This window comes from Thermoflexus hugenholtzii, from assembly GCF_018771565.1.
Lineage (GTDB): Bacteria > Chloroflexota > Anaerolineae > Thermoflexales > Thermoflexaceae > Thermoflexus > Thermoflexus hugenholtzii_A.
The window spans coordinates 3,151,246-3,169,571 of the sequence record NZ_CP076326.1; the positions used below are offsets into that span (position 1 = coordinate 3,151,246).

Annotated in this window: 13 protein-coding genes and 1 pseudogene; 7 read left to right on the forward strand and 7 right to left on the reverse strand. The window is 66.6% G+C overall.

What is annotated here, in order from left to right; genetic code table 11:
* Positions 1-17 precede the first annotated feature (17 nt).
* The 4 genes and pseudogenes from KNN16_RS15220 to rpoC all read right to left on the reverse strand — a co-directional run.
* A pseudogene (locus KNN16_RS15220) lies at positions 18-1,016 on the reverse strand (ABC transporter permease); the annotation flags it as partial.
* A gap of 30 nt (positions 1,017-1,046) precedes the next feature.
* Positions 1,047-2,234, reverse strand: a complete 1,188-nt coding sequence (locus tag KNN16_RS14315) for an ABC transporter permease (protein ID WP_273090796.1) — start codon at positions 2,232-2,234, stop codon at positions 1,047-1,049.
* Positions 2,235-2,454: 220 nt separating this feature from the next.
* A complete protein-coding gene (locus tag KNN16_RS14320) occupies positions 2,455-5,334 on the reverse strand; it encodes a helicase C-terminal domain-containing protein (protein ID WP_369685863.1) in 2,880 nt (959 codons plus the stop codon).
* 110 nt (positions 5,335-5,444) lie between these two features.
* Positions 5,445-9,713 (reverse strand): DNA-directed RNA polymerase subunit beta', encoded by a 4,269-nt coding sequence (gene rpoC, locus KNN16_RS14325; protein ID WP_303897767.1) that lies wholly within the window; start codon positions 9,711-9,713, stop codon positions 5,445-5,447.
* A 606-nt stretch (positions 9,714-10,319) separates the two neighbouring features.
* On the opposite strand from rpoC, the gene KNN16_RS14330 reads away from it, so the two are divergent.
* The 7 genes from KNN16_RS14330 (at position 10,320) to KNN16_RS14360 (ending at position 13,538) form a co-directional block, all read left to right on the forward strand.
* Complete coding sequence (locus tag KNN16_RS14330) at positions 10,320-10,709, forward strand: hypothetical protein (RefSeq protein ID WP_303897768.1); 390 nt, start codon at positions 10,320-10,322, stop codon at positions 10,707-10,709.
* A 38-nt stretch (positions 10,710-10,747) separates the two neighbouring features.
* Positions 10,748-11,128 (forward strand): YtxH domain-containing protein, encoded by a 381-nt coding sequence (locus tag KNN16_RS14335; RefSeq protein ID WP_299283409.1) that lies wholly within the window; start codon positions 10,748-10,750, stop codon positions 11,126-11,128.
* Positions 11,129-11,138: 10 nt separating this feature from the next.
* The gene (locus tag KNN16_RS14340) at positions 11,139-11,363 is read left to right on the forward strand and encodes a DUF2007 domain-containing protein (RefSeq protein WP_303897770.1); all 225 of its coding nucleotides are present in this window, start codon (positions 11,139-11,141) and stop codon (positions 11,361-11,363) included.
* Between the two features lie 38 nt (positions 11,364-11,401).
* Entirely contained in the window at positions 11,402-12,037 is a 636-nt protein-coding gene (gene infC, locus KNN16_RS14345) for a translation initiation factor IF-3 (protein WP_314185206.1), read from the forward strand.
* Positions 12,015-12,227: a 50S ribosomal protein L35 gene (locus KNN16_RS14350; RefSeq protein WP_299283413.1), complete on the forward strand. Its 213-nt coding sequence runs from the start codon at positions 12,015-12,017 to the stop codon at positions 12,225-12,227. Before infC ends, KNN16_RS14350 begins: the two co-directional genes overlap by 23 nt.
* Before the next feature lie 44 nt (positions 12,228-12,271).
* Positions 12,272-12,634, forward strand: coding sequence for a 50S ribosomal protein L20 (gene rplT, locus KNN16_RS14355; protein ID WP_299283415.1), 363 nt, complete (start codon positions 12,272-12,274; stop codon positions 12,632-12,634).
* An 88-nt stretch (positions 12,635-12,722) separates the two neighbouring features.
* On the forward strand, positions 12,723-13,538 hold the full coding sequence (locus tag KNN16_RS14360) for an RNA methyltransferase (protein WP_273090779.1): 816 nt from the start codon (positions 12,723-12,725) through the stop codon (positions 13,536-13,538).
* Here the strand turns inward: KNN16_RS14360 and KNN16_RS14365 are convergent.
* From KNN16_RS14365 to KNN16_RS14375, 3 genes are all read right to left on the reverse strand, one after another.
* Positions 13,535-14,035, reverse strand: a complete 501-nt coding sequence (locus tag KNN16_RS14365) for a phosphoribosyltransferase (RefSeq protein WP_088569787.1) — start codon at positions 14,033-14,035, stop codon at positions 13,535-13,537. The two genes, KNN16_RS14360 and KNN16_RS14365, sit on opposite strands and share 4 nt — an antisense overlap.
* Positions 14,036-14,100: 65 nt before the next feature.
* Positions 14,101-15,873 carry a methionine--tRNA ligase gene (gene metG, locus KNN16_RS14370; protein ID WP_299283423.1) on the reverse strand — a complete coding sequence of 591 codons (1,773 nt, stop codon included), beginning with the start codon at positions 15,871-15,873 and terminating at the stop codon, positions 14,101-14,103.
* A gap of 237 nt (positions 15,874-16,110) precedes the next feature.
* A complete protein-coding gene (locus tag KNN16_RS14375; RefSeq protein ID WP_303897773.1) occupies positions 16,111-18,318 on the reverse strand; it encodes a glycosyltransferase family 39 protein in 2,208 nt (735 codons plus the stop codon).
* Between the last annotated feature and the right edge of the window lie 8 nt (positions 18,319-18,326).

Below are 18,326 nucleotides of genomic sequence, written 5' to 3' on the forward strand. Positions count from 1 at the left end.
CCGGTGAGCACCAGCATGGTCATCACGTAGGGCACCATCCCCACGAACTGGGAGGGAGCGGGGAACTCGAACTGCTGGGCGTTGGCCTGCAGGGCCTGGGCCGCCCCGAACAGCAGCGTGGCCGCCCACGCCCCGAAGGGGGTCCAGTTCCCGAAGATCATCGCCGCCAGGGAGATGAAGCCCCGGCCGTTGGTCATCAACGGCTCGAAGGCCGGCACCGACTCCAGGGTGAAGTAGGCCCCCGCCAGCCCGGCCATCGCCCCACCCAGAATCACATTGATATAGCGCATGCGGATCACATCGATGCCCAGGGTGTCCGCCCCCCGGGGATGCTCCCCCACCGCCCGGGTGCGCAGCCCCCAGACAGTATGGAAAAGCAGGATGTGGACCGCCAGGACCAGGAGGGGGGCCAGCCAGGTGATGGGTTGCTGGCTGAAGATGCTCCCCACCAGGGGGAGCTCCGAGAGCACCGGGAGGGAGATACGGGGGAGCACGCCGGGGGAATGGGGCATCTGACCGCCGAAGAACAGCTGGCGGTTCAGGTAACCGGTGATCCCCACCGCCAGGATGTTGATCACCGTCCCGCTGATGATCTGATCGGTCTTATACGTGATCGAGAGGACGGCATGGAGCAGGCCCAGGAGCGCCCCGCTCAGGATGGCCACCAGCACGCCCAGGAGCAGCGCCACCATGCCGGGCGCGCCGGCATCGTAGATGTAAAGGGAAGCTGTGAAGCCGGTGAAGGCCGCGGTGAGCATCATCCCCTCGATGGCGATGTTGACCACCCCGCTGCGCTCGCAGAAGATCCCGGAGAGGGCTCCCAGCACCAAAGGGGTAGAGACCCGGATGGTGGTGGCCAGCATGCTGACGAGGATCACCGCCGCGGGATACCGTCCGTATCCCAGGGCCACTGCCGCCCCGAAGATCAGGGCGATCACCCCGATGATGAAGCCGAACCGTCGCGCGTCCATCCCCTCTTCGCTCCCCGATCGGATCCCCTCAGGTGCCCCACGCATCGTTCGTGGGATATCTTGAGGTCATCCTCTTCACAGCTCTCCCCATCCTCGGGTGAGCACCATCCGCTCCTCCTCCGCCGCGCCCCGGAACAGCGGCCGATACAGCGTGCGCACGATCGCCTCGGCGGCCACGAACATCAGGATCAGGGCCTGGATCACCGAGATCAGATCCACCGGGACCTGGGTGAGGAACTGCATGCGGCTGGCCCCGTTGCGCAGGGCTCCGAAGAGGAAGGCGGCCAGCACCACCCCCAGGGGGTGAACCTTCCCCAGCAGGGCGATGGCGATGGCGTCGAAGCCGTAGCCCAGGTTGAAGCTCAGCTCGTGCCGGTAATTCAGCCCCGTCACCTGCACCGCGCCCGCCATCCCGGCCAGGAAGCCGCTCATGGCCATCGTGAGCACGGTGATCCGGACGATGGGGATGCCCGCATAGCGGGCCGCGTGAGGGTTCAGGCCGACCGTCCGGATCTCGAAGCCCAGGGTGGTCCGCCAGAGCAGCCAGGCCACCAGCAGGGCCATCCCCAGGGCGATCAGGAACCCGGCGTGCAACCGGAGATCCGGATCGGCGAACAGCCGGGGGAGACGGGCGGTCTCCGCGATGCGAGGGGTGCGGGCCACCACATTGGTCGGGCTGGGATCCCGCATGGGGCCGTTCAGGAGATAGCTGGCCATCAGCAGGGCGATGTAGTTCATCATGATCGTGTTGATGACCTCGTGCCCGCCGGTGCGGGCCTTCAGCCAGCCCGGGATGGCGGCCCACAGGGCGCCGGCCAGCGCCCCACCCAGGATGGCCAGCGGCAGATGCAGGAGAGCCGGGATGGTCCCGCCCACCAGAGGGGGAAGGGCGTAGCCGATCCACGCCGCGACGATGGCCCCCAGGGCCAGCTGGCCTTCCGCCCCGATGTTGAACAATCCTCCGTGGAAGGCCAGGGCGATGCCCAGCCCGGCGAACACGTAGGGGGTCATCTGCACCAGGGTTTCGCTCAACGCCTTGGGGGAGCCGAAGGCCCCTTCCCACAGCCCCTGATAAGCCAGGAGGGCCAGCTGAGGCTTGCCGGTGGCGATGAAGACCACTACCCCGCCGATCCCCATCGCAGTCAGGACCGCCAGGATGGGGACCCAGAGAGCGCCGCTCTGAACGGATTGCCGAAGCGCCCGGGTGAGCTCATCCAGGCGCCCGCCCCACGTCCGCGCCAGCCCGCGAAGGCTCCGCTCCACATCCCACCTCCTTGCCCGTCCGCTACCCCGGGTTCAGGTCTCGCTACGCTGAGATGTTCCATCCATCATTCGTGGGACATCTCAGCGGATGAGACGTCTGATCGCTTTCAAGGGCCGGATGCCGAACGGCAACCGCCCTCCCCGATCCGATGTGGTTTGAATTTTACGTGGGGAGCCTTTCGCCCGGCAAACGGGATCGGTTCGGAGGCATCCGAACTTCTCACTTCGCCGCAGCGCCCATCAACCAGTCCTTCAGCACCGAACCGATGTCGGACAGAGGACCTCGATGGAGGGTGCACGGGGGAAGGGCGGTCAGGAACCAGGCTCCATACGTGCGGGTCAGCACCCGCCGATCCAGGATCACCACCACCCCCCGGTCGGAACGGCGGCGGATCAGGCGCCCGAAGCCCTGGCGGAACCGCAGCACCGCCTCCGGCACCGCGTAATCCAGGAACGGATCGCGGTAGCGGGCGCTCCGGGCGGCGAAGATCGGCTCGTCGGGAACCTCGAAGGGCAGCTTGGCGATGATCAGACATGAGAGGGCTTCCCCGGGGATATCCACCCCCTCCCACAGGCTGCGGGTCCCCAGCAGCACCGCCCGCTCCGCCGAACGGAAGCGTTCCACCAGCTGGCGCCGGGAGCTTCCGTCCCCCTGCTCGTAGACGGAGATGCCGAGCCGGGCGAGGGGATCGGCGAGGGCCCGGGCGGCCCGCCGCAGGGGCGCGTAAGCCGTGAAGAGCACCATGGTGCGTCCGCCGATGGCCCGGGCCGCCTCCAGCACCGCCTGCTCCACCGCCCGCTGGTAGCCTGCCTGCCCCGGCTCCGGGATGTCCGTCACCAGATACACCAGGGCGTTCCGCCGGTAATCAAAGGGGGAATCCAGGGCCAGCTCCTCCATCTCCCAGGCCCCCAACCGCTCTTTCAGAAACGCAAAGGAAGGAGCCTGGCGTTCCCGATCCACCGTCTGCAGGGTGGCCGAGGTCATGATCACGCAGCGCCGGGACCCCAGCAGGTGCCGCCGCACCAGCGGGCCCACTTCCAGGGGGGCCGCGTGCAGACGGACATGAGGCCAGCTCCCCTCTTCCCCATGGCCTTCCAGCCAGTAAACGGTGTCCGGGGAGGGATTGCGGATGGCCGCCTCCAGGACCTGACGGGCCCTTTCGAAGTCATGGCTTAAAACCTGGGCCAGGCCCAGCGGCTCCTCCACCTCGGCGAAGCCGTGCTCCAGCAGCTCCGTCAGCGCCGTGCGGATGGCGGCCAGCGTCTCCTGGACGGTCCGCCACCGGGCTGAGAGCAGATCCCATGCCTGCTCCACCGCAGCCCAGGCCGGGCGCTGGCGCTCGGCCCCCTGGAGGAGGACCTTGCGGGCGTGTTCCCCCCGCCCCGGCGCAGCGGCCTCCAGGAAGGCAACGAGGGCGTCCATCAGGACGTCCACGCCGGTGCGGGCAGCCTCTACGGCCTCGCTCAACCGGCGCGTCAGGCCGGTCAGGGGGCCGCGGAGGGCAGGGGGCAGGCCCCGGCTCAAGGTGGTCAGCGCGCCGGCCAGCCCCCCGGTCCGGTGATCCCGAGCCCCGCCGGCTTCCTGGAGCAGACGCAGCAGCCCGAAGCGATCGATCTCCACCGTAAGCTGCCGGGTGGCCGCTTCCTCCAGGTGGTGGGCCTCATCGATGATCAGGTGGCGGTGCTCCGGGAGCACCATGTTCTGGGTCGTCACATCGGCGAAGAGGAGGGCATGGTTGACGATGATCAGGTGGGCGGCCTCGGCGGCCTTGCGGGCGCGGTGGAGGAAGCAGCCTCCCTCGCCCCAGGCGGCGCAGACCTCGGCCGTGCAGGCCTCGTTGTCGGCGGAGAGACGGGCCCACAGTGCGCGCTCCGCGGGTGTGGGCAGATACAGCTCGTCCCCATCGCCGGTGCGGGTGGTGGGCAGCCACACCAGGATCTTGACCAGCATGCGCAGCTCGTCGATGCTGGAGGGCCCGGCGTGCCGCAGCTGCATCAGCCGCGCCGGGCAGAGATAATGGGCCCGCCCCTTGAGGAGCGCCACCCGCAGGGCCGATCCATCCGCCATCCCGGACTCCGAGATCAGGCGCTGGAGGACGGGGATGTCCTTCTGAAGCAGTTGCTCCTGGAGGGGGATCGTGTAAGTGGAGATCACCACTCGCTCGCCGTTGTGCAGGGCCCAGACGGCGGCGGGGATCAGATAGGCCAGGCTCTTGCCCACCCCGGTCCCCGCCTCGATCATCCGGTGGGTTCCCTCATTGAAGGAGGCGGCCACGGCCCGGAGCATCTCGACCTGCTGGGGACGGTGTTCATAGTCCGGGAAGATACGGGAGAGGGCGCCTCCCGGCTCCAGCAGCCGGGCCAACGCCTCCTCATCCAGCGGCTGAGGCTCGCGGCGGGGGCGGAGGGGGCGGGCCCGCACGGGGGGCGGGGCCAGATAGGCCTCGGCGGTGGCCCGGCCCTTCGCCCGCAGCTGGGCCCCGATGCTCTGGTCCGCGAACCGGCCCCGCTGCACGGCCCGCAGGGCTTCCTCGAAGAAGCGGCGCGGGGGCCATGGGAAGCGGGCCGCGTGCCGGACGATCTCCTCCAGGATGGGCTCGGGGAGCTGGCAAGCCCGCTCGAACAACGCCTGGAACAGCCGGTGGGTCAGCCGGGCGTCCTCCAGGGCCCGGTGCACCACCTCCACCGGGATCCCCAGGTCGCGGGCCAGGGTGGAGAGGCTGTGGCCACCGGCGTAAGGGACCAGGATGGCCGCCAGCTCATAGGTGTCCAGGGCTTCGTTCTCCCGGAAGAGACCGTAGCGGCGCAGAAAGGCCAGGTCCTGATCGATGGAATGCCCCACCAGGACGGCGTCCCCCACCAGCGCCCGGAGGCGAGGGAGCAGGGCCCGCAACGGCGGCGCCTGCTCGGCCTCCTCCGGACGGATGCCGGTGAGCTCCACAACGGCGGGCGGGATGGGGCGCTCAGGGCGGACCAGCGTTCCCCATTCGTCCAGGACCGTCTCCCCCCGGAACTTCACCACGCCGATCTCGATGATGGCGTCGGTCTCCGGATCCAGGCCGGTGGTTTCCAGATCGAGGGCCACGAAAACGGAGCGCATCCCTGTCGGCCTCTCGCAGAATGCATGACGCAGGGATCATCCCCTCCGGCGGAACAACACGGGGGGCAGGCCGGAACGCCTGCCCCCCGTGGTATGGATTTCCACGCTCATCACAGGTCGATGGCGGTGGTGACCGCCTCGGCCAGGGTGGGGCCGGTGCCGCCGCGGGACATGTCCTCCATCCCGCGCTTCTCGGCGTAATACTTGAAGCCGGTCCCGGCGGGGATCAGGCGCCCGATGATCACATTCTCCTTCAGGCCGCGCAGCTCGTCGATCTTGCCCTCCAGGGCCGTCCCGGCCAGCACCCGGATGGTGTGCTGGAAGGAGGCCGCCGAGAGGAAGGAGTCCGTGGCCAGGGCGGCCTTGGTGATGCCCAGCAGGACCTGACGGGCGGTGGCCGGGCGCTTGCCCTCCGCGACCAGGCGCGCGTTGATGTCCTGGAGGATCAGGCGGTCCACCAGGTCGCCGGGCAGGAAGTCCGTGTCGCCCGGGTTGATGATCTGGACCTTGCTCAGCATCTTGCGGATGATGATCTCGAAGTGTTTGTCGTTGATGTTCACGCCCTGGGAGCGGTAGACCTTCTGGATCTCGCTGAGCAGGTAGAGCTGCACGGCCTCCCGCCCGAGCAGGTTGAGGATGCGATGCGGATTCTTGGGCCCCTCGGTGAGGGCGTCGCCGGCCTTCACCTTCTGGCCCTCCTCCACCAGGAGGCGCGCCGTGGCCGGCACATCGTATTCCCGTTCCTCCCGGACCTCATAGACCACCTTGAGGGGCTCGCCCTTCCGGTAGACCACCCGGCCGCCGTGCTGGGCGACGATCTGCTGGTCGCCCCGGCTGGCCAGCACCTGGCCCTCGCTGATGGTCTGGCCATCCTCCACCTTGATGGACCAGTTGCCGGGGATCTCGTAGACGTCCTCGCGGAGCTCGCTCTTCACCAGGCGGATCCGCCGCAGCCCCTCCTCGGTGCGGTAGATATGGACCACGCCGTCGATGTCGGCCATCAGGCCCTCGCCCTTGGGGTGCTTGCGGGCCTCGAACAGCTCCTCGACCCGCGGCAGGCCCTGGGTGATGTCGGCCACGCCGGCCACGCCGCCGGTGTGGAAGGTCCGCAGGGTGAGCTGCGTCCCCGGCTCGCCGATGGACTGGGCGGCGATGATCCCCACGGCGGTGCCCACCTCCACCAACCGGCCCGTGCCCAGGTCGCGCCCGTAGCAGAGGGCGCAGATCCCGTAGCGGAGCTGGCAGGTCATCGGCGAGCGGACGTAGACCTCCTGCACCCCCGCCTTCTCGATGCGCTCGGAGAGCACCTCGTCGAGGAGGGTGCCGGTGTCGGCGATGAGGGCTCCGGTCTTCGGATCAAAGACGGGGGCGGCCAGGACGCGGCCGAAGATCCGCTCCTTGAGGGTCTGCCCGCCTACGTCGTCGCTCGCCCGGATCCAGATGCCGGCGCGGGTGCCGCAGTCGTAGGCGTTGACGATGACGTCCTGGGCCACATCCACCAGGCGCCGGGTGAGGTAGCCCGCGTCGGCCGTGCGCAGGGCGGTGTCCGCCAGGCCCTTGCGGGCGCCGTGGGTGGAGATGAAATACTCGATGGTGGTGAGGCCCTCGCGGAAGTTCGAACGGATGGGCAGCTCGATGATCCGCCCCGCCGGGTCCGCCATCAGGCCGCGCATGCCGGCCAGCTGGGCGACCGGCTGGAAGCCACCCTTGGTGGCGCCGGAGACGGCCATGATGGTCACGTTGTTGTCCGGGCTCATGACCTGCTTGACGGCCTCGGCGATCTCATTGGTGGCCCGCTGCCAGAGGTCGACGACGCGGTTGTAGCGCTCCTCATCCGTGAGGAGGCCGCGCCGATACTGGCGCTCCACCTCGGCCACCAGGGCCTCGTAGCGGGCCAGCACCTCCCGCTTGGTGGGCGGGATCTCCAGGTCGGCCACGGCGATGGTGACGCCCGAGCGGGTGGCATACTGGAAGCCGATGTCCTTCAGCCGATCCACCATCTCCACCGTGGCCTCCGGCCCCAGCCACTGGAAGCACTGGGCCACCAGATCCTTCAGCCGGCCCTTGTCCATCGTCTCGTTCACGAAGCGCAGCGCCTCGGGCAGGGCCAGGTTGAAGAGGACCCGGCCGACGGTGGTCTCGATCAGCCGCGGGCGGGGCTGGCCATCCGGATAGCGCTGCCCGTTCTCGTCATACACCGTCCGGGTGTAGACCCGAATGGGGGTGTGCAGGGAGATCTTCCCCAGCTGGTAGACCAGCTCCACCTCCTCCAGGCTGGCGAAGACGCGGGTCGGGCCGGCGGCCCCGTTGGGCGGGCTCATCGTCAGGTAGTAGCAACCCAGCACCATGTCCTTGGTGGGCCCGACCACCGGCTCACCGTTGGCCGGCAGCAGGAGGTTCTTGCTGGAGAGCATCAGGTTTCGGGCCTCCCAGACGGCCTTCTCGGAGAGGGGGACGTGGACGGCCATCTGGTCCCCATCGAAGTCGGCGTTGAAGGCGGCGCAGACCAGGGGGTGGATCTGGATGGCCTTGCCCTCCACCAGCACGGGCTCGAAGGCCTGGATGCCCAGGCGGTGGAGGGTAGGGGCGCGGTTGAGCAGCACGGGCCGCTCCTTGATGACCTCCTCCAGCACCTCCCAGACCTCGGGCCGCTGGCGCTCGATCAGCCGCTTGGCCCCCTTGATGTTGGTGGCGTAGTTATACTGGATCAGCCGGGCGATGACGAAGGGCTTATAGAGCTCAAGGGCCATGGTCTTGGGAAGGCCGCACTGGTGGAGCTTCAACTGCGGCCCCACCACGATCACCGAGCGCCCGGAGTAGTCCACCCGCTTGCCCAACAGGTTGCGGCGGAAGCGCCCCTTCTTCCCCCGCAGCATGTCGCTGAGGGACTTGAGCTCCCGGCGCCCGCGACGGGACATGGCCTTACCCCGCTGGGAGTTATCGATGAGGGCGTCCACGGCCTCCTGGAGCATGCGCTTCTCGTTGCGGATGATCACGTCCGGCGCCCCCAGCTCCAGCAGGCGCTTCAGCCGGTTGTTTCGATTGATCACCCGCCGGTAGAGATCGTTCAGGTCCGAGGTCGCGAAGCGCCCGCCGTCCAGCTGGACCATGGGCCGAAGGTCCGGCGGGAGCACCGGCAGGACCCGCAGGATCATCCATTCGGGTCGGTTGCCGCTGCGGAGGAAGGCGCGGACGATCTGGAGGCGCTTGATAGCCTTCTTGCGGCGCTGCTTGGACTTGGCCTGGCGGATCTCCTGCCACAGCTCCTTGGCCATCTGTTCGAGGTCCAGGCGCTGGAGGATCTCCAGGAAGGCCTCCGCCCCCATCTCCGCCTTGAAGACCTGACCCCATTTGCTCTTCAGCTCGCGATACTTGTTCTCGCCCAGGAACTGCAGGGGGGCCAGGCTCACCAGCTCGTCCCGGTCCGCCTGGATGCGCTGGCGCAGCGCCTCGATCTCCCGGGCGGCCTGATCCTTGAGGGCGGCGATCTTCTCCTCCGCCGCCTCCCGCAGCGCCTTCAGGGTTTCCTCCGTCCGGGCCAGGGCACGGGAGCGCTCCGCCGCTTCCCTCTCCTTGATCCGGTTCAGCTGTTCCTCCAGGATGCGCTTCAGGGCGGAGAGATGCTCCCGGCCCACCGTCTCCCCGGCGTCGGCGATCACCTCGCCGGTGGGCTCGAAGACGATGGGGACGCGGATGGTCTTCCCCAGCCGCTCCTCCAGGCGGGCCTGGGTGCGCTGCGCCTCCCGCATCAACGCCTCAACCTCCGCGTCCCACTTCTCCTCGATGCGGGCCTCCCGGTCCGCCAGCTTCTGGCGCTCCTTCTCTTCCAGCTTCTGGACCTTGGCCAGAAGGGTCTCGATCTCCTTCTGGTATTTGGCCTCGATGGCGCGACGCTCCCGCTCGAACTCCTCTTCCAGCCGCTTGAGGGCGCGCTGCCGCGCTTCCTCATCCACCGAGGTGATCACATACTGGGCGAAGTAGAGAACCCGATCCAGGTTGCGGCGGGAGATATCCAGCAGCAACCCCAGGTAGGAGGGAACTCGACGGGTATACCAGATATGGGCGACCGGGGCGGCCAGGGTGATATGGCCCATGCGCTCCCGGCGCACGGAGGCGCGGGTGACTTCGACCCCGCACTTTTCACAGACGATGCCTTTGTAACGGGGGCCCTTGTATTTCCCGCAATAGCACTGATAATCCCGGGTCGGGCCGAAGATGACCTCGCAGAACAGCCCGTCTTTCTCGGGGCGCAGCCGGCGGTAGTTGATGGTCTCCGGCTTGGTCACCTCGCCGTAAGACCACGACAGGATCTGTTCCGGCGAGGCCAGCGAGATCCGTAGCGCACGAAACTCCTTGGCCTCCACAGGTGCCTCCTTCATCACGGCATCACGGACGATTCCGATCGATCAGGGATCCCCAGGAAGCTTTCTGCCTCTGGAGCCACCCGAGCAGCCCGGACCATCCAGCCCTTGCCCGGGCGCAGGCAAAAGCACCCCGTCGTTGGCGCGCTCCGCAAGCGAAGATCGACTCGAATGGGGATGGTCCGCTCTGGACCCCGGCGTCTGCTCCCGTGGACGGGAAGTCCGGATTCATGTCGGGCAGGATTCGGGAAAGAGGCGCACCGCGCTCACCTTCTCCCGCCGTCCGCTTCCGCCCATGTTCTGTAAAAGACAACAAGAGAACCCACCCTGACCTTCCGGGGCCAGGGCCGCGGTTCTCGTGAACGGTTGGGATGGAGAGATCGGGTCTTCATGAGGCTAAACCTAACTATACGCAGGGGCCCGCATTTTGTCAAATCCGGCGCCCCCGCTGCATGCCCGATGGAGCCGGGGGCCTCCCCACCGACCTTGCCGGGTTCGGGTGGGTCGGAGGCCTGTTCATTCAAGCGGATTCCTGCGTGGATCAGGTATAATGAAGCCGGGTGGGAGTCCGGGTGGAGGGGCGGCAGGCTCCTTCCCGAGATCATCCTGGGGCGTGGGGAACCCATGCGTGTGATGCCCCGCTGGTTCTGGATCCTGATCGGCCTGGCGGTCGCCAGCGCGATGGGAGCCGTTCTCGTTTTCCTTTACACCCATCCGGCGGCCGCCGCCGTCCTCCGGGACATCTTGATCATCGCCTTGGCGATGCAATTGACGTTGCTCGCTGCGGTGACGACGTTCCTGATCTACCGCCTGATCCGTCTGGTCGACTGGCTGCAGGAGGAGGTCCGGCCGATCCTGGGCCGCGCACAGGAGACTGTGAACACGGTGCACGGCACCAGCGCCTTCCTGAGCCGGCGTCTGGCCCGGCCGGCCATCGAGGCCGCCAGCATGGCGGCCGGGGTTGCCTATGCGCTGAGGACCTTCGTCCGTCTGTTGCGAGGCCGGGCCTCCTGACGCAGGGGTGCCCATCCTGATGAACGAGGAGGTCTATCATGGCAGCGCGGGAGAGCGGTGGGGAGTTCGGCGCGTTCCTTGCTGGATTTCTGACGGGGGCCCTGGTCGGAGCGGTGGTGGCCTTGCTGTTCGCCCCCCGCTCGGGTGAGGAGACCCGGCGGCTGCTGCAGGAGCGGGGGATCGAGCTGAAGAGCCAGGCGGAGGAGATGGCGAGCCAGACCCGCTCCCAGATTGAAGCGGCCCTCCTGGAGGCCCGGCGCCGGGCTGAGGAGGCCGCTGCGGAGGCCCGCCGGCGAGCGGAGGAGATGCGGAAGTGGCTGGAGGAGAGCCGGGCGCAGATGGAGCAGATGCTCGCCCAGGCCCGGGGCGCCCCTTCCGCCCCCGCCGGGGGATCCCCCACGGAAGGCCCTTCGGCCTGAGGAGGGCCGGTTGACGGAGGCCGAGTGGGTCGTCGTCTATGAGGCCGGGAGCCTGATCGAAGCCCAAATGATCCAGACCCGGCTTCAGGGAGAAGGGATCCCGGCGCGGCTGCGGTATGAAGCCCTCCACGCGGTGATCGCTCCCGTCCTCAGCCCGGTGGAGGTGCAGGTGCCGCCGGCGTGGGCGGAGGCGGCCCGTCGGGTGCTGTCGGAACCGGAAGGCTTCGAAGGATGAGGCCCGGGTTCGGCCCCGGTTGACGTCCGGGCGGCCCCATGTTATCATCTTCCCGGCATCCTGTTCCGGGGAAGGAGGCGCATATTTCCGCCCGAAAGTATCGCGTGAATGAGGCCATCCGGGCCCGTCAGGTCCGGTTGATCGGCCCGGATGGAAAGCAGATCGGCGTGGTTCCCCTGGTGGAGGCCCTGGCCCTGGCCCGCCAGCACGGCCTGGACCTGGTGGAGGTGGCCCCCCAGGCGGATCCCCCGGTCTGCCGGATCATGGACTACGGCAAGTTCATGTATGAGCAGGCCAAGAAGGAACGGGAGGCGCGCAAGGCCCTCAAGCAGATTGTGGTCAAGGAGATCCGCCTGCGGCCGACCACCGATCCCCATCACGTGGGGTTCAAGGTGCGGGACGCCCGTCGCTTCCTCACCGACGGCAACAAGGTGAAGGTCCAGGTTCGGATGCGCGGGCGGGAGATGACGCACCTGCAGTTGGCCACGGATATGTTGCAGCGTTTCGCCGAGCAGGTGGCCGACGTGGGGGTGGTGGAGATCCCCCCGAACATGGAGGGCCAGAGCATGGTGATGGTGCTGGCCCCCCTGCGTCGGAAGGGGAGCCAGCCGGCGGAGCGGAAGACCGAATCCAGCCCGGAGGTGATGGAAGGTGCCCAAGATTCGAACCCATAAGGCGACCGCTAAGCGGCTGCGTTATACCGGGAGCGGCAAGCTGGTGCGGGCCAAGATCGGCCGCAGCCACTTGCGCCGCAAGCGCGCCAAGCGCACCAAGCGGCTCTACGATGAGATGCTCACGGTGACCGAGCCCTTCGTCTACAAGACGGTGAAGCGGCTGGCACCCTATCTGGATCGGAAAGATTGAAGGGCGATGCGGACATCTTTTGATCGGATCAGGGGGGAGTTCGAATGACCCGGGTTAAGAGCAGCGTCACCAACCGTCGTCGCCACAAGAAAGTGCTCAAGATGGTGGAGGGCCAGCGGGGATCCCGCAGCCGGCATTACCGGCGGGCCCATGAGGCGATGATCAAGTCCCTGGCTTACGCCTACAAGCATCGGCGGGAGCGCAAGCGGGATTTCCGTCGGCTCTGGATCATGCGCATCAACGCTGCCGCCCGCCAGAACGGGCTCTCTTACAGCCGGTTCATCGCCGGCCTGCGGGCGGCTGGGATCTCGCTCAATCGCAAGGTCCTGGCGGATCTGGCGGTGCGGGACGCGGCGGCCTTTGCCCGCCTGGTGGAGACGGCCCGTCAGGCCCTGGGCCTCGCCTGAACGGGTTTCGGCCTCGCCTCCTTCGATGCCGGCGCCGAGAGGGTGCCGGCATCGGTTTTTCCGGAGGAGATGCCCGAGGGCGGCGAGGATGCTTCGGATCACCAGCCCCGCCAACGAGAAGGTGAAGCGGGTGCGGGCGCTTCTGGAACAGCGGAAGGCCCGCCAGGCTTACCGCCAGATGGTCCTGGAAAGCCCGCGTCTGATCGACGAGGCCCTTCGCTTCGCCCTTCGGCGCCCGGACTATCGTCTGGCGTTCGCCTTCTACGCTGAGCCCACCCCCCGGGCTCAGGAGACCCTTGCCCGTCTGCAGGCAGCAGGGGTCCCCTGTTATGAGGTCACCCCGGCCATCCTCCGGATGTGCACGGACGCCGAGACCCCCCAGGGCCTGATCGCAGTGGCCCCCATCCCGGAGCTGCCGTGGCCGGCCGCTCCGACCTTCCTCCTGTTGCTGGATCGGGTTCAGGAGCCGGGCAACGTCGGCGCGGTATTGCGAAGCGCCGCGGCCGCCGGGGCGGAGGGAGTGCTCATCCCCCCGGGGACAGCAGACCCGTGGCATCCGAAGGCGGTGCGGGCGGGAGCGGGAGCCCACTTCGTCCTGCCGGTGCGTCGGATCTCGTGGCCAGAGCTCCCCCAGCAGGTCGAGGGCACGGCCCTCTGGCTGGCCACCCCGGAGGGGGAGCGCACCTACTGGGAGGTGGACTGGCGGGAGCCCGTGACCCTGGTCCTGGGCGGCGAGGCCGCCGGCCCCGGCCCGCAGGTCCGGAGCCTTCCCCATCGCACCGTGCGCATCCCCATGGCCCGGGGGATGGAGTCCCTGAACGTGGCGGTGGCCGCGGCGCTCCTGCTCTACGAGGTGGCTCGCCAGCGCGGGTGGGGGCGCGCGGCCGGATCCGAAGGGGGCTAACCGAGAGGCTCCATCGGACGGACCCCCTCGGTGCCGCGGCGCAGCTCCCAGGGATAAATGATGTAGGCATCGGTCACGGCCGCGTAATACGTTGGCCCGTGGCGGAAGAGGGACTCCCGGGGCTTGTAATGCAGCACAGCGGTCTCCGGATATCCTCCGGCGGCCTCCACGCGGCTGCGGACGGTGTTGATGGTGCGGCCGCTGGCCCACACATCGTCCACGATGAGCACCCGCCGGCCTCGCAGCAGCTCATCCTCCGGGAACTGCAGGAAGGTCGGCCAGGTGAACAACTTGACCCGACTCAGGTCCTGGGCCTCCGGGAAGCGGACCGCCGCGGTCAGGATGTATTTGATGTCCAGGGCCTCGGCGATCATCCCTCCGGGGACGATGCCGCCCCGGGTGATCATGAGCAGGGCGTCGAAGGGCCCCCGCAGCTGGGGCAGCAGGTGGTCGATCAGCGCTTCGACATCTCCCCATGAGAGGATCTCCCGTCGCATCGATTCGCTCCTGCCCTTAAGGTTGAATGGGGGCGCGCCCGACTGGAACCGGCGAGCGAGGGAGCCTATGCCGCCGGCTGGCCCAGGCGAGCCCGTTCCTCCTCGGCGCGTCCCTCATCGATCTTCTCGAACAGCGGGCGGATCTCCCTCAGGCGCTGGCCGGGTGTCAGCCGGCTGGGCTCCCAGCGGATCCGCGGGTCGGCCTCGTATGTGAGGACGAGGTGCTCCCGGGTCCGCTCGGCCACCGAGCGCACCGCCAGCCGCCCCACCAGGTCTCCCTCGTAGCCGAGCATCTCATGGACGCGCTGGCTGGAGAAGGGAAGGAAAGGCGCAAACATGATCTTCAAGCTGTCGATGGCCCGCATGGCCACATAGATGGTGGTGGCCGCCCGGGTTCGATCCTCGCGGATCTCCTTCCAGGGCTCCCGCTCGTTCAGGTAGCGGTTCACCTCGGCGGCCAGTCCCATCACCGTCTCCAGGGCCTGTCGGAAGCGACAGCCCTCGATCAGGCGCCCCACGGTCTCGAAGGAGACGTCCACCCGGGCCAGGACCTCCGCGTCGCGCGGCTCCATCCGGCCGGGCATGGGCACCTCGCCGTCGAAATGGCGCGCGGCGAAGGTGAGCACCCGGTGGACCAGGTTGCCCCAAATGGAGAGGAGCTCTTCATTGTTGTGGCGGATGAAATCAATCCACCGGAACTCCGAATCCTGGGTTTCCGGCATGATCGCCGTCAGGTAATACCGCAGGGCATCCACGGCGTAGCGGGATGCGGCGTCCAGGGCCCACACGGCCCAGTTGCGGCTGGTGGAGAACTTGTCCCCTTCCAGGTTGAGGAACTCGTTGGCCGGGACGTCATAGGGGAGGGTGAAGCGCCGGGACGGGTCCTCCTCATAGAGGCGGCCGGTGCCGATCAGCTGGGCTGGCCAGATGATGGTGTGGAAGGGGATGTTGTCCTTTCCGATGAAATAGACGATCTTCGCCGCCGGATCATACCACCAGTCCTTCCAGGCCTCAGGGCGGCCCTGCAGGGCGGCCCACTCGATGGTGGCGGAGAGGTAGCCGATGACGGCCTCGAACCAGACGTAGAGGACCTTCCCCTCGAACCCCTCCAGGGGGACCGGGATGCCCCAGTCCAGGTCGCGGGTGATGGGACGGGGCTGGAGGCCCTGGCGGATGTAGTTCAGGGTGAAGGTGAGGACGTTGGGGCGCCAGTAGCCTTTGTCCCGGAGGTAGTTCAGGAGCGGCTCGGTGAAGGCCGGCAGGTTGAGGAAGTAATGCTCCGTCTCCCGCAGCACCGGGGTGCTGCCGTCGATCCGGCTGCGGGGGTGGATGAGCTGGGTGGCCTCCAGCAACGTCCCGCATCGCTCGCACTGGTCCCCCCGGGCCCGCTCGTAGCCGCAGACCGGGCACGTGCCCTCGATGTAGCGATCGGGGAGGAAGCGGCGGGAGACCTCCGAGTAGAACTGGCGCTGGGTCTGTCGGAACAAATAGCCGTTCTCCAGCAGGCGCAGGAACATGTCCTGGGAGACCCGGTGATGGTTCTCGGTGTCGGTGTGGGTGAAAAGATCGAAGGAGATGCCGTATTTCTGCCAGGTCTCCAGGAAGATCCGATGGTAGCGCTCGAACAGCTCCCGGGGGGAGACCCCCTCCCGATCCGCCTGGACGGTGATGGGGGTCCCATGGGAATCCGAACCGGAGACCATGAGGACCTGGTTTCCTTTCAGGCGGTGGTAGCGGGCGAAGATATCCGCCGGCAGGTAGGCACCGGCGATATGTCCGAGATGCAGGGGGCCGTTGGCGTAGGGCCAGGCCACGCACACCAGCACCTTCTCCGTCATCGGAGCACCTCCGGATCGCGTGAAGGGTCTTGGCGTCTCTCGTTCCAGAACCCTGAAACAAAAACCGCCGGCCGAGGCCGGCGGTCGGCGGGCGAAACCCACCCGGCAGTCGGGGGGGCCTCAGGCCCCCGACCGCGAGGGGTCTCTCCTCATCATCCGCCCCTCTTCGTGCGAATGCATGTCAGACCCCTTCTGGTCTTTCCCTAAATTTTAACGGGATCTCGACGTTCTAACAACTCAGCGTGGAAAGCGATTCAGGAACACCCATCCATAAACCCAGCCCGTGTCAGCCGGGAAAATCCATACAGGGCGCTCTATAATGCGATGGCCTTCGTAGAGAATCTCTAAAACGCTCAAAGCAGGTCGGGTGCCCGAAAGCGGGGGACTGATCCAGATCTCTGTAAGCCAGCCCGGCGTTACCACTGTGGCATCTGGAATCCGATATGCGCGTTGCAGAGGTGTGGATCCATCAGGAGTGCGTAGCATCACTTGCCATCCTGAGATGCGGGCATAGCTCCGAATGCGCCAGCGCATCTGAACTTCCAGCCGCCACCCATCGATACCTTGGACCATGCGGGCTACAGGGGGTTCTACTTCCACGGGGCCGGCAGAGAGGCTCCCGACACGCGCGGGATCAACGCGCGGGTGGACCTCTATCTCTCCGATGATCAGAGAATTGCTGGCGCCTCCCTCCAGAGGAAGCCTGGGAAATCCGGGAGCTCCGGTCGGATACCAGCCAATCTGAAGACGATACCTGCCGGGAGGTGTGTAAAGAGGGATCAACAGGCTGCGATGCACTTCAATGGTTTGACCGGGAGCCCAGTGCTGAACTCCCGGCTCCGGCTCTGCATCCCAATTTGACCAAAGCTGGCCATGCTCATCCACCAGGTGCAGAAAGAGCGTCCATCGGCTCGTGAGGGGACGATCTGTGCTCATGCGAAGGGCGATGCGGAGCGGATGACCGGGTTTGGCGCTTTCATCGATCCGGCCGATCGCTTGGAGCTGTAATCCGTTTTCCCATCTGACAGGGAATGGATCCCAACGGACAGGCTGGGCTTTTCGGGTGAAGTGAATGACGGTCGCTCGACGCTCGGGGACGAAGTGATCGATCTCCGTGTAAAAGTCAACAGTGTGAGTCCGCTGGAGATCGGTGACCCACCCCTCCCAATTACCTCGGTAGAGGGTTACCCCGATGAACCAGAAGGATGGGTGTTGTGAAAGGACGATGGCACGCTGACGGGGATCATTCCAGTCGTAAGAGCGGAATCTTGGATACTCTGGCCAAAGAGAATGCCACCAGGCCTGGATCAGAATGGGGTCCTCGTCCCCAAGGATTTGCATGGCTGCAATCTCTTTCGTATCCCCGGCATCCGGGAAGCTCTGGATAAGGGGCATTGCAGGCAAACTGATCAGGCCCGGCACGAGGAAGGTTATGACAAACCACCGCGCTCGAAGCGCAATAGGGGTGATGACCCATACGAGGAAAGGGATAAGGACCATCGCGAAGTATCTTGCACCGAAGAAGGGCCATCGCAATGCGATTCCGGCTCCCATTGCCAGGGGCAACCACGAAACCATCCCGATCAGTTGCCATTGGACGGGGAGAGGGGTCCGTTTCCGAAGCCCTTTACATATCCACACGGCAAGGGCTCCCAGCGCGGTGGCCAGCCCCGCTGCTCGGGCGAAGTGTCCATCGCTCAGAGGTCCAGTTAGCCAGCTGGCCCAGAAGTGCTCAAGGACCTCCCAGGGCCGAGGTCGCACCGGAATCGCCGAAAGGTTGCGCACCGTGTTTTCCATGCTCCCCGCATAAGCCTGAAGGAGCCAGAGCCCGAAGGCGCCCCACAACAGCGTAGAGATCATCAGCCCAATCTGCCAACCCCGAGGACGATAGAGTCCAAGGATCACGATCTGACAGAGAAGCAATAGAACGCTGTAATAGTGGGTGAAAAGCAGAATCCCCTGAAGGATCATCCAGGCCAGCCATCGTCGAGTAGATGGACGTCGTAGCAGAAGCAGCCACACCCATGTTGATGCAGCGCCCAGGGCGATGACGCCTCCATACATCCGGATTAAGAAAAGCTGGAAAATATAAAACGGGTTTAAGGCGATCAGGATAACTGTCCACATTCCGATGCGAGGTCCCGCTGTTTGTTTGCCAAGTTGGAAAGCTAAGGGAAGGGCCGTCAGACCCAGCAGAATAGAAAGCACCCGATAGGCATAGGGGCGATCAAAGCCGCCGATCTCCCACCATAAATGGACCAGCCAGTAATAAAGTGGGGGATGGCTGTCCCGCATCAGATTGCGGGCGATCTCGATCGCTCCATAAGAGGAAGCCTGCCAGAGCACATGCTTCTCATCGATCTGAGCGAGCTCGGGAGGCATCAAGGCCAGCGTAACCCAGAATGTCAGCGGTATGGTTGCCAGCACTCCCCAGCGCATGCTCATAAAACCGT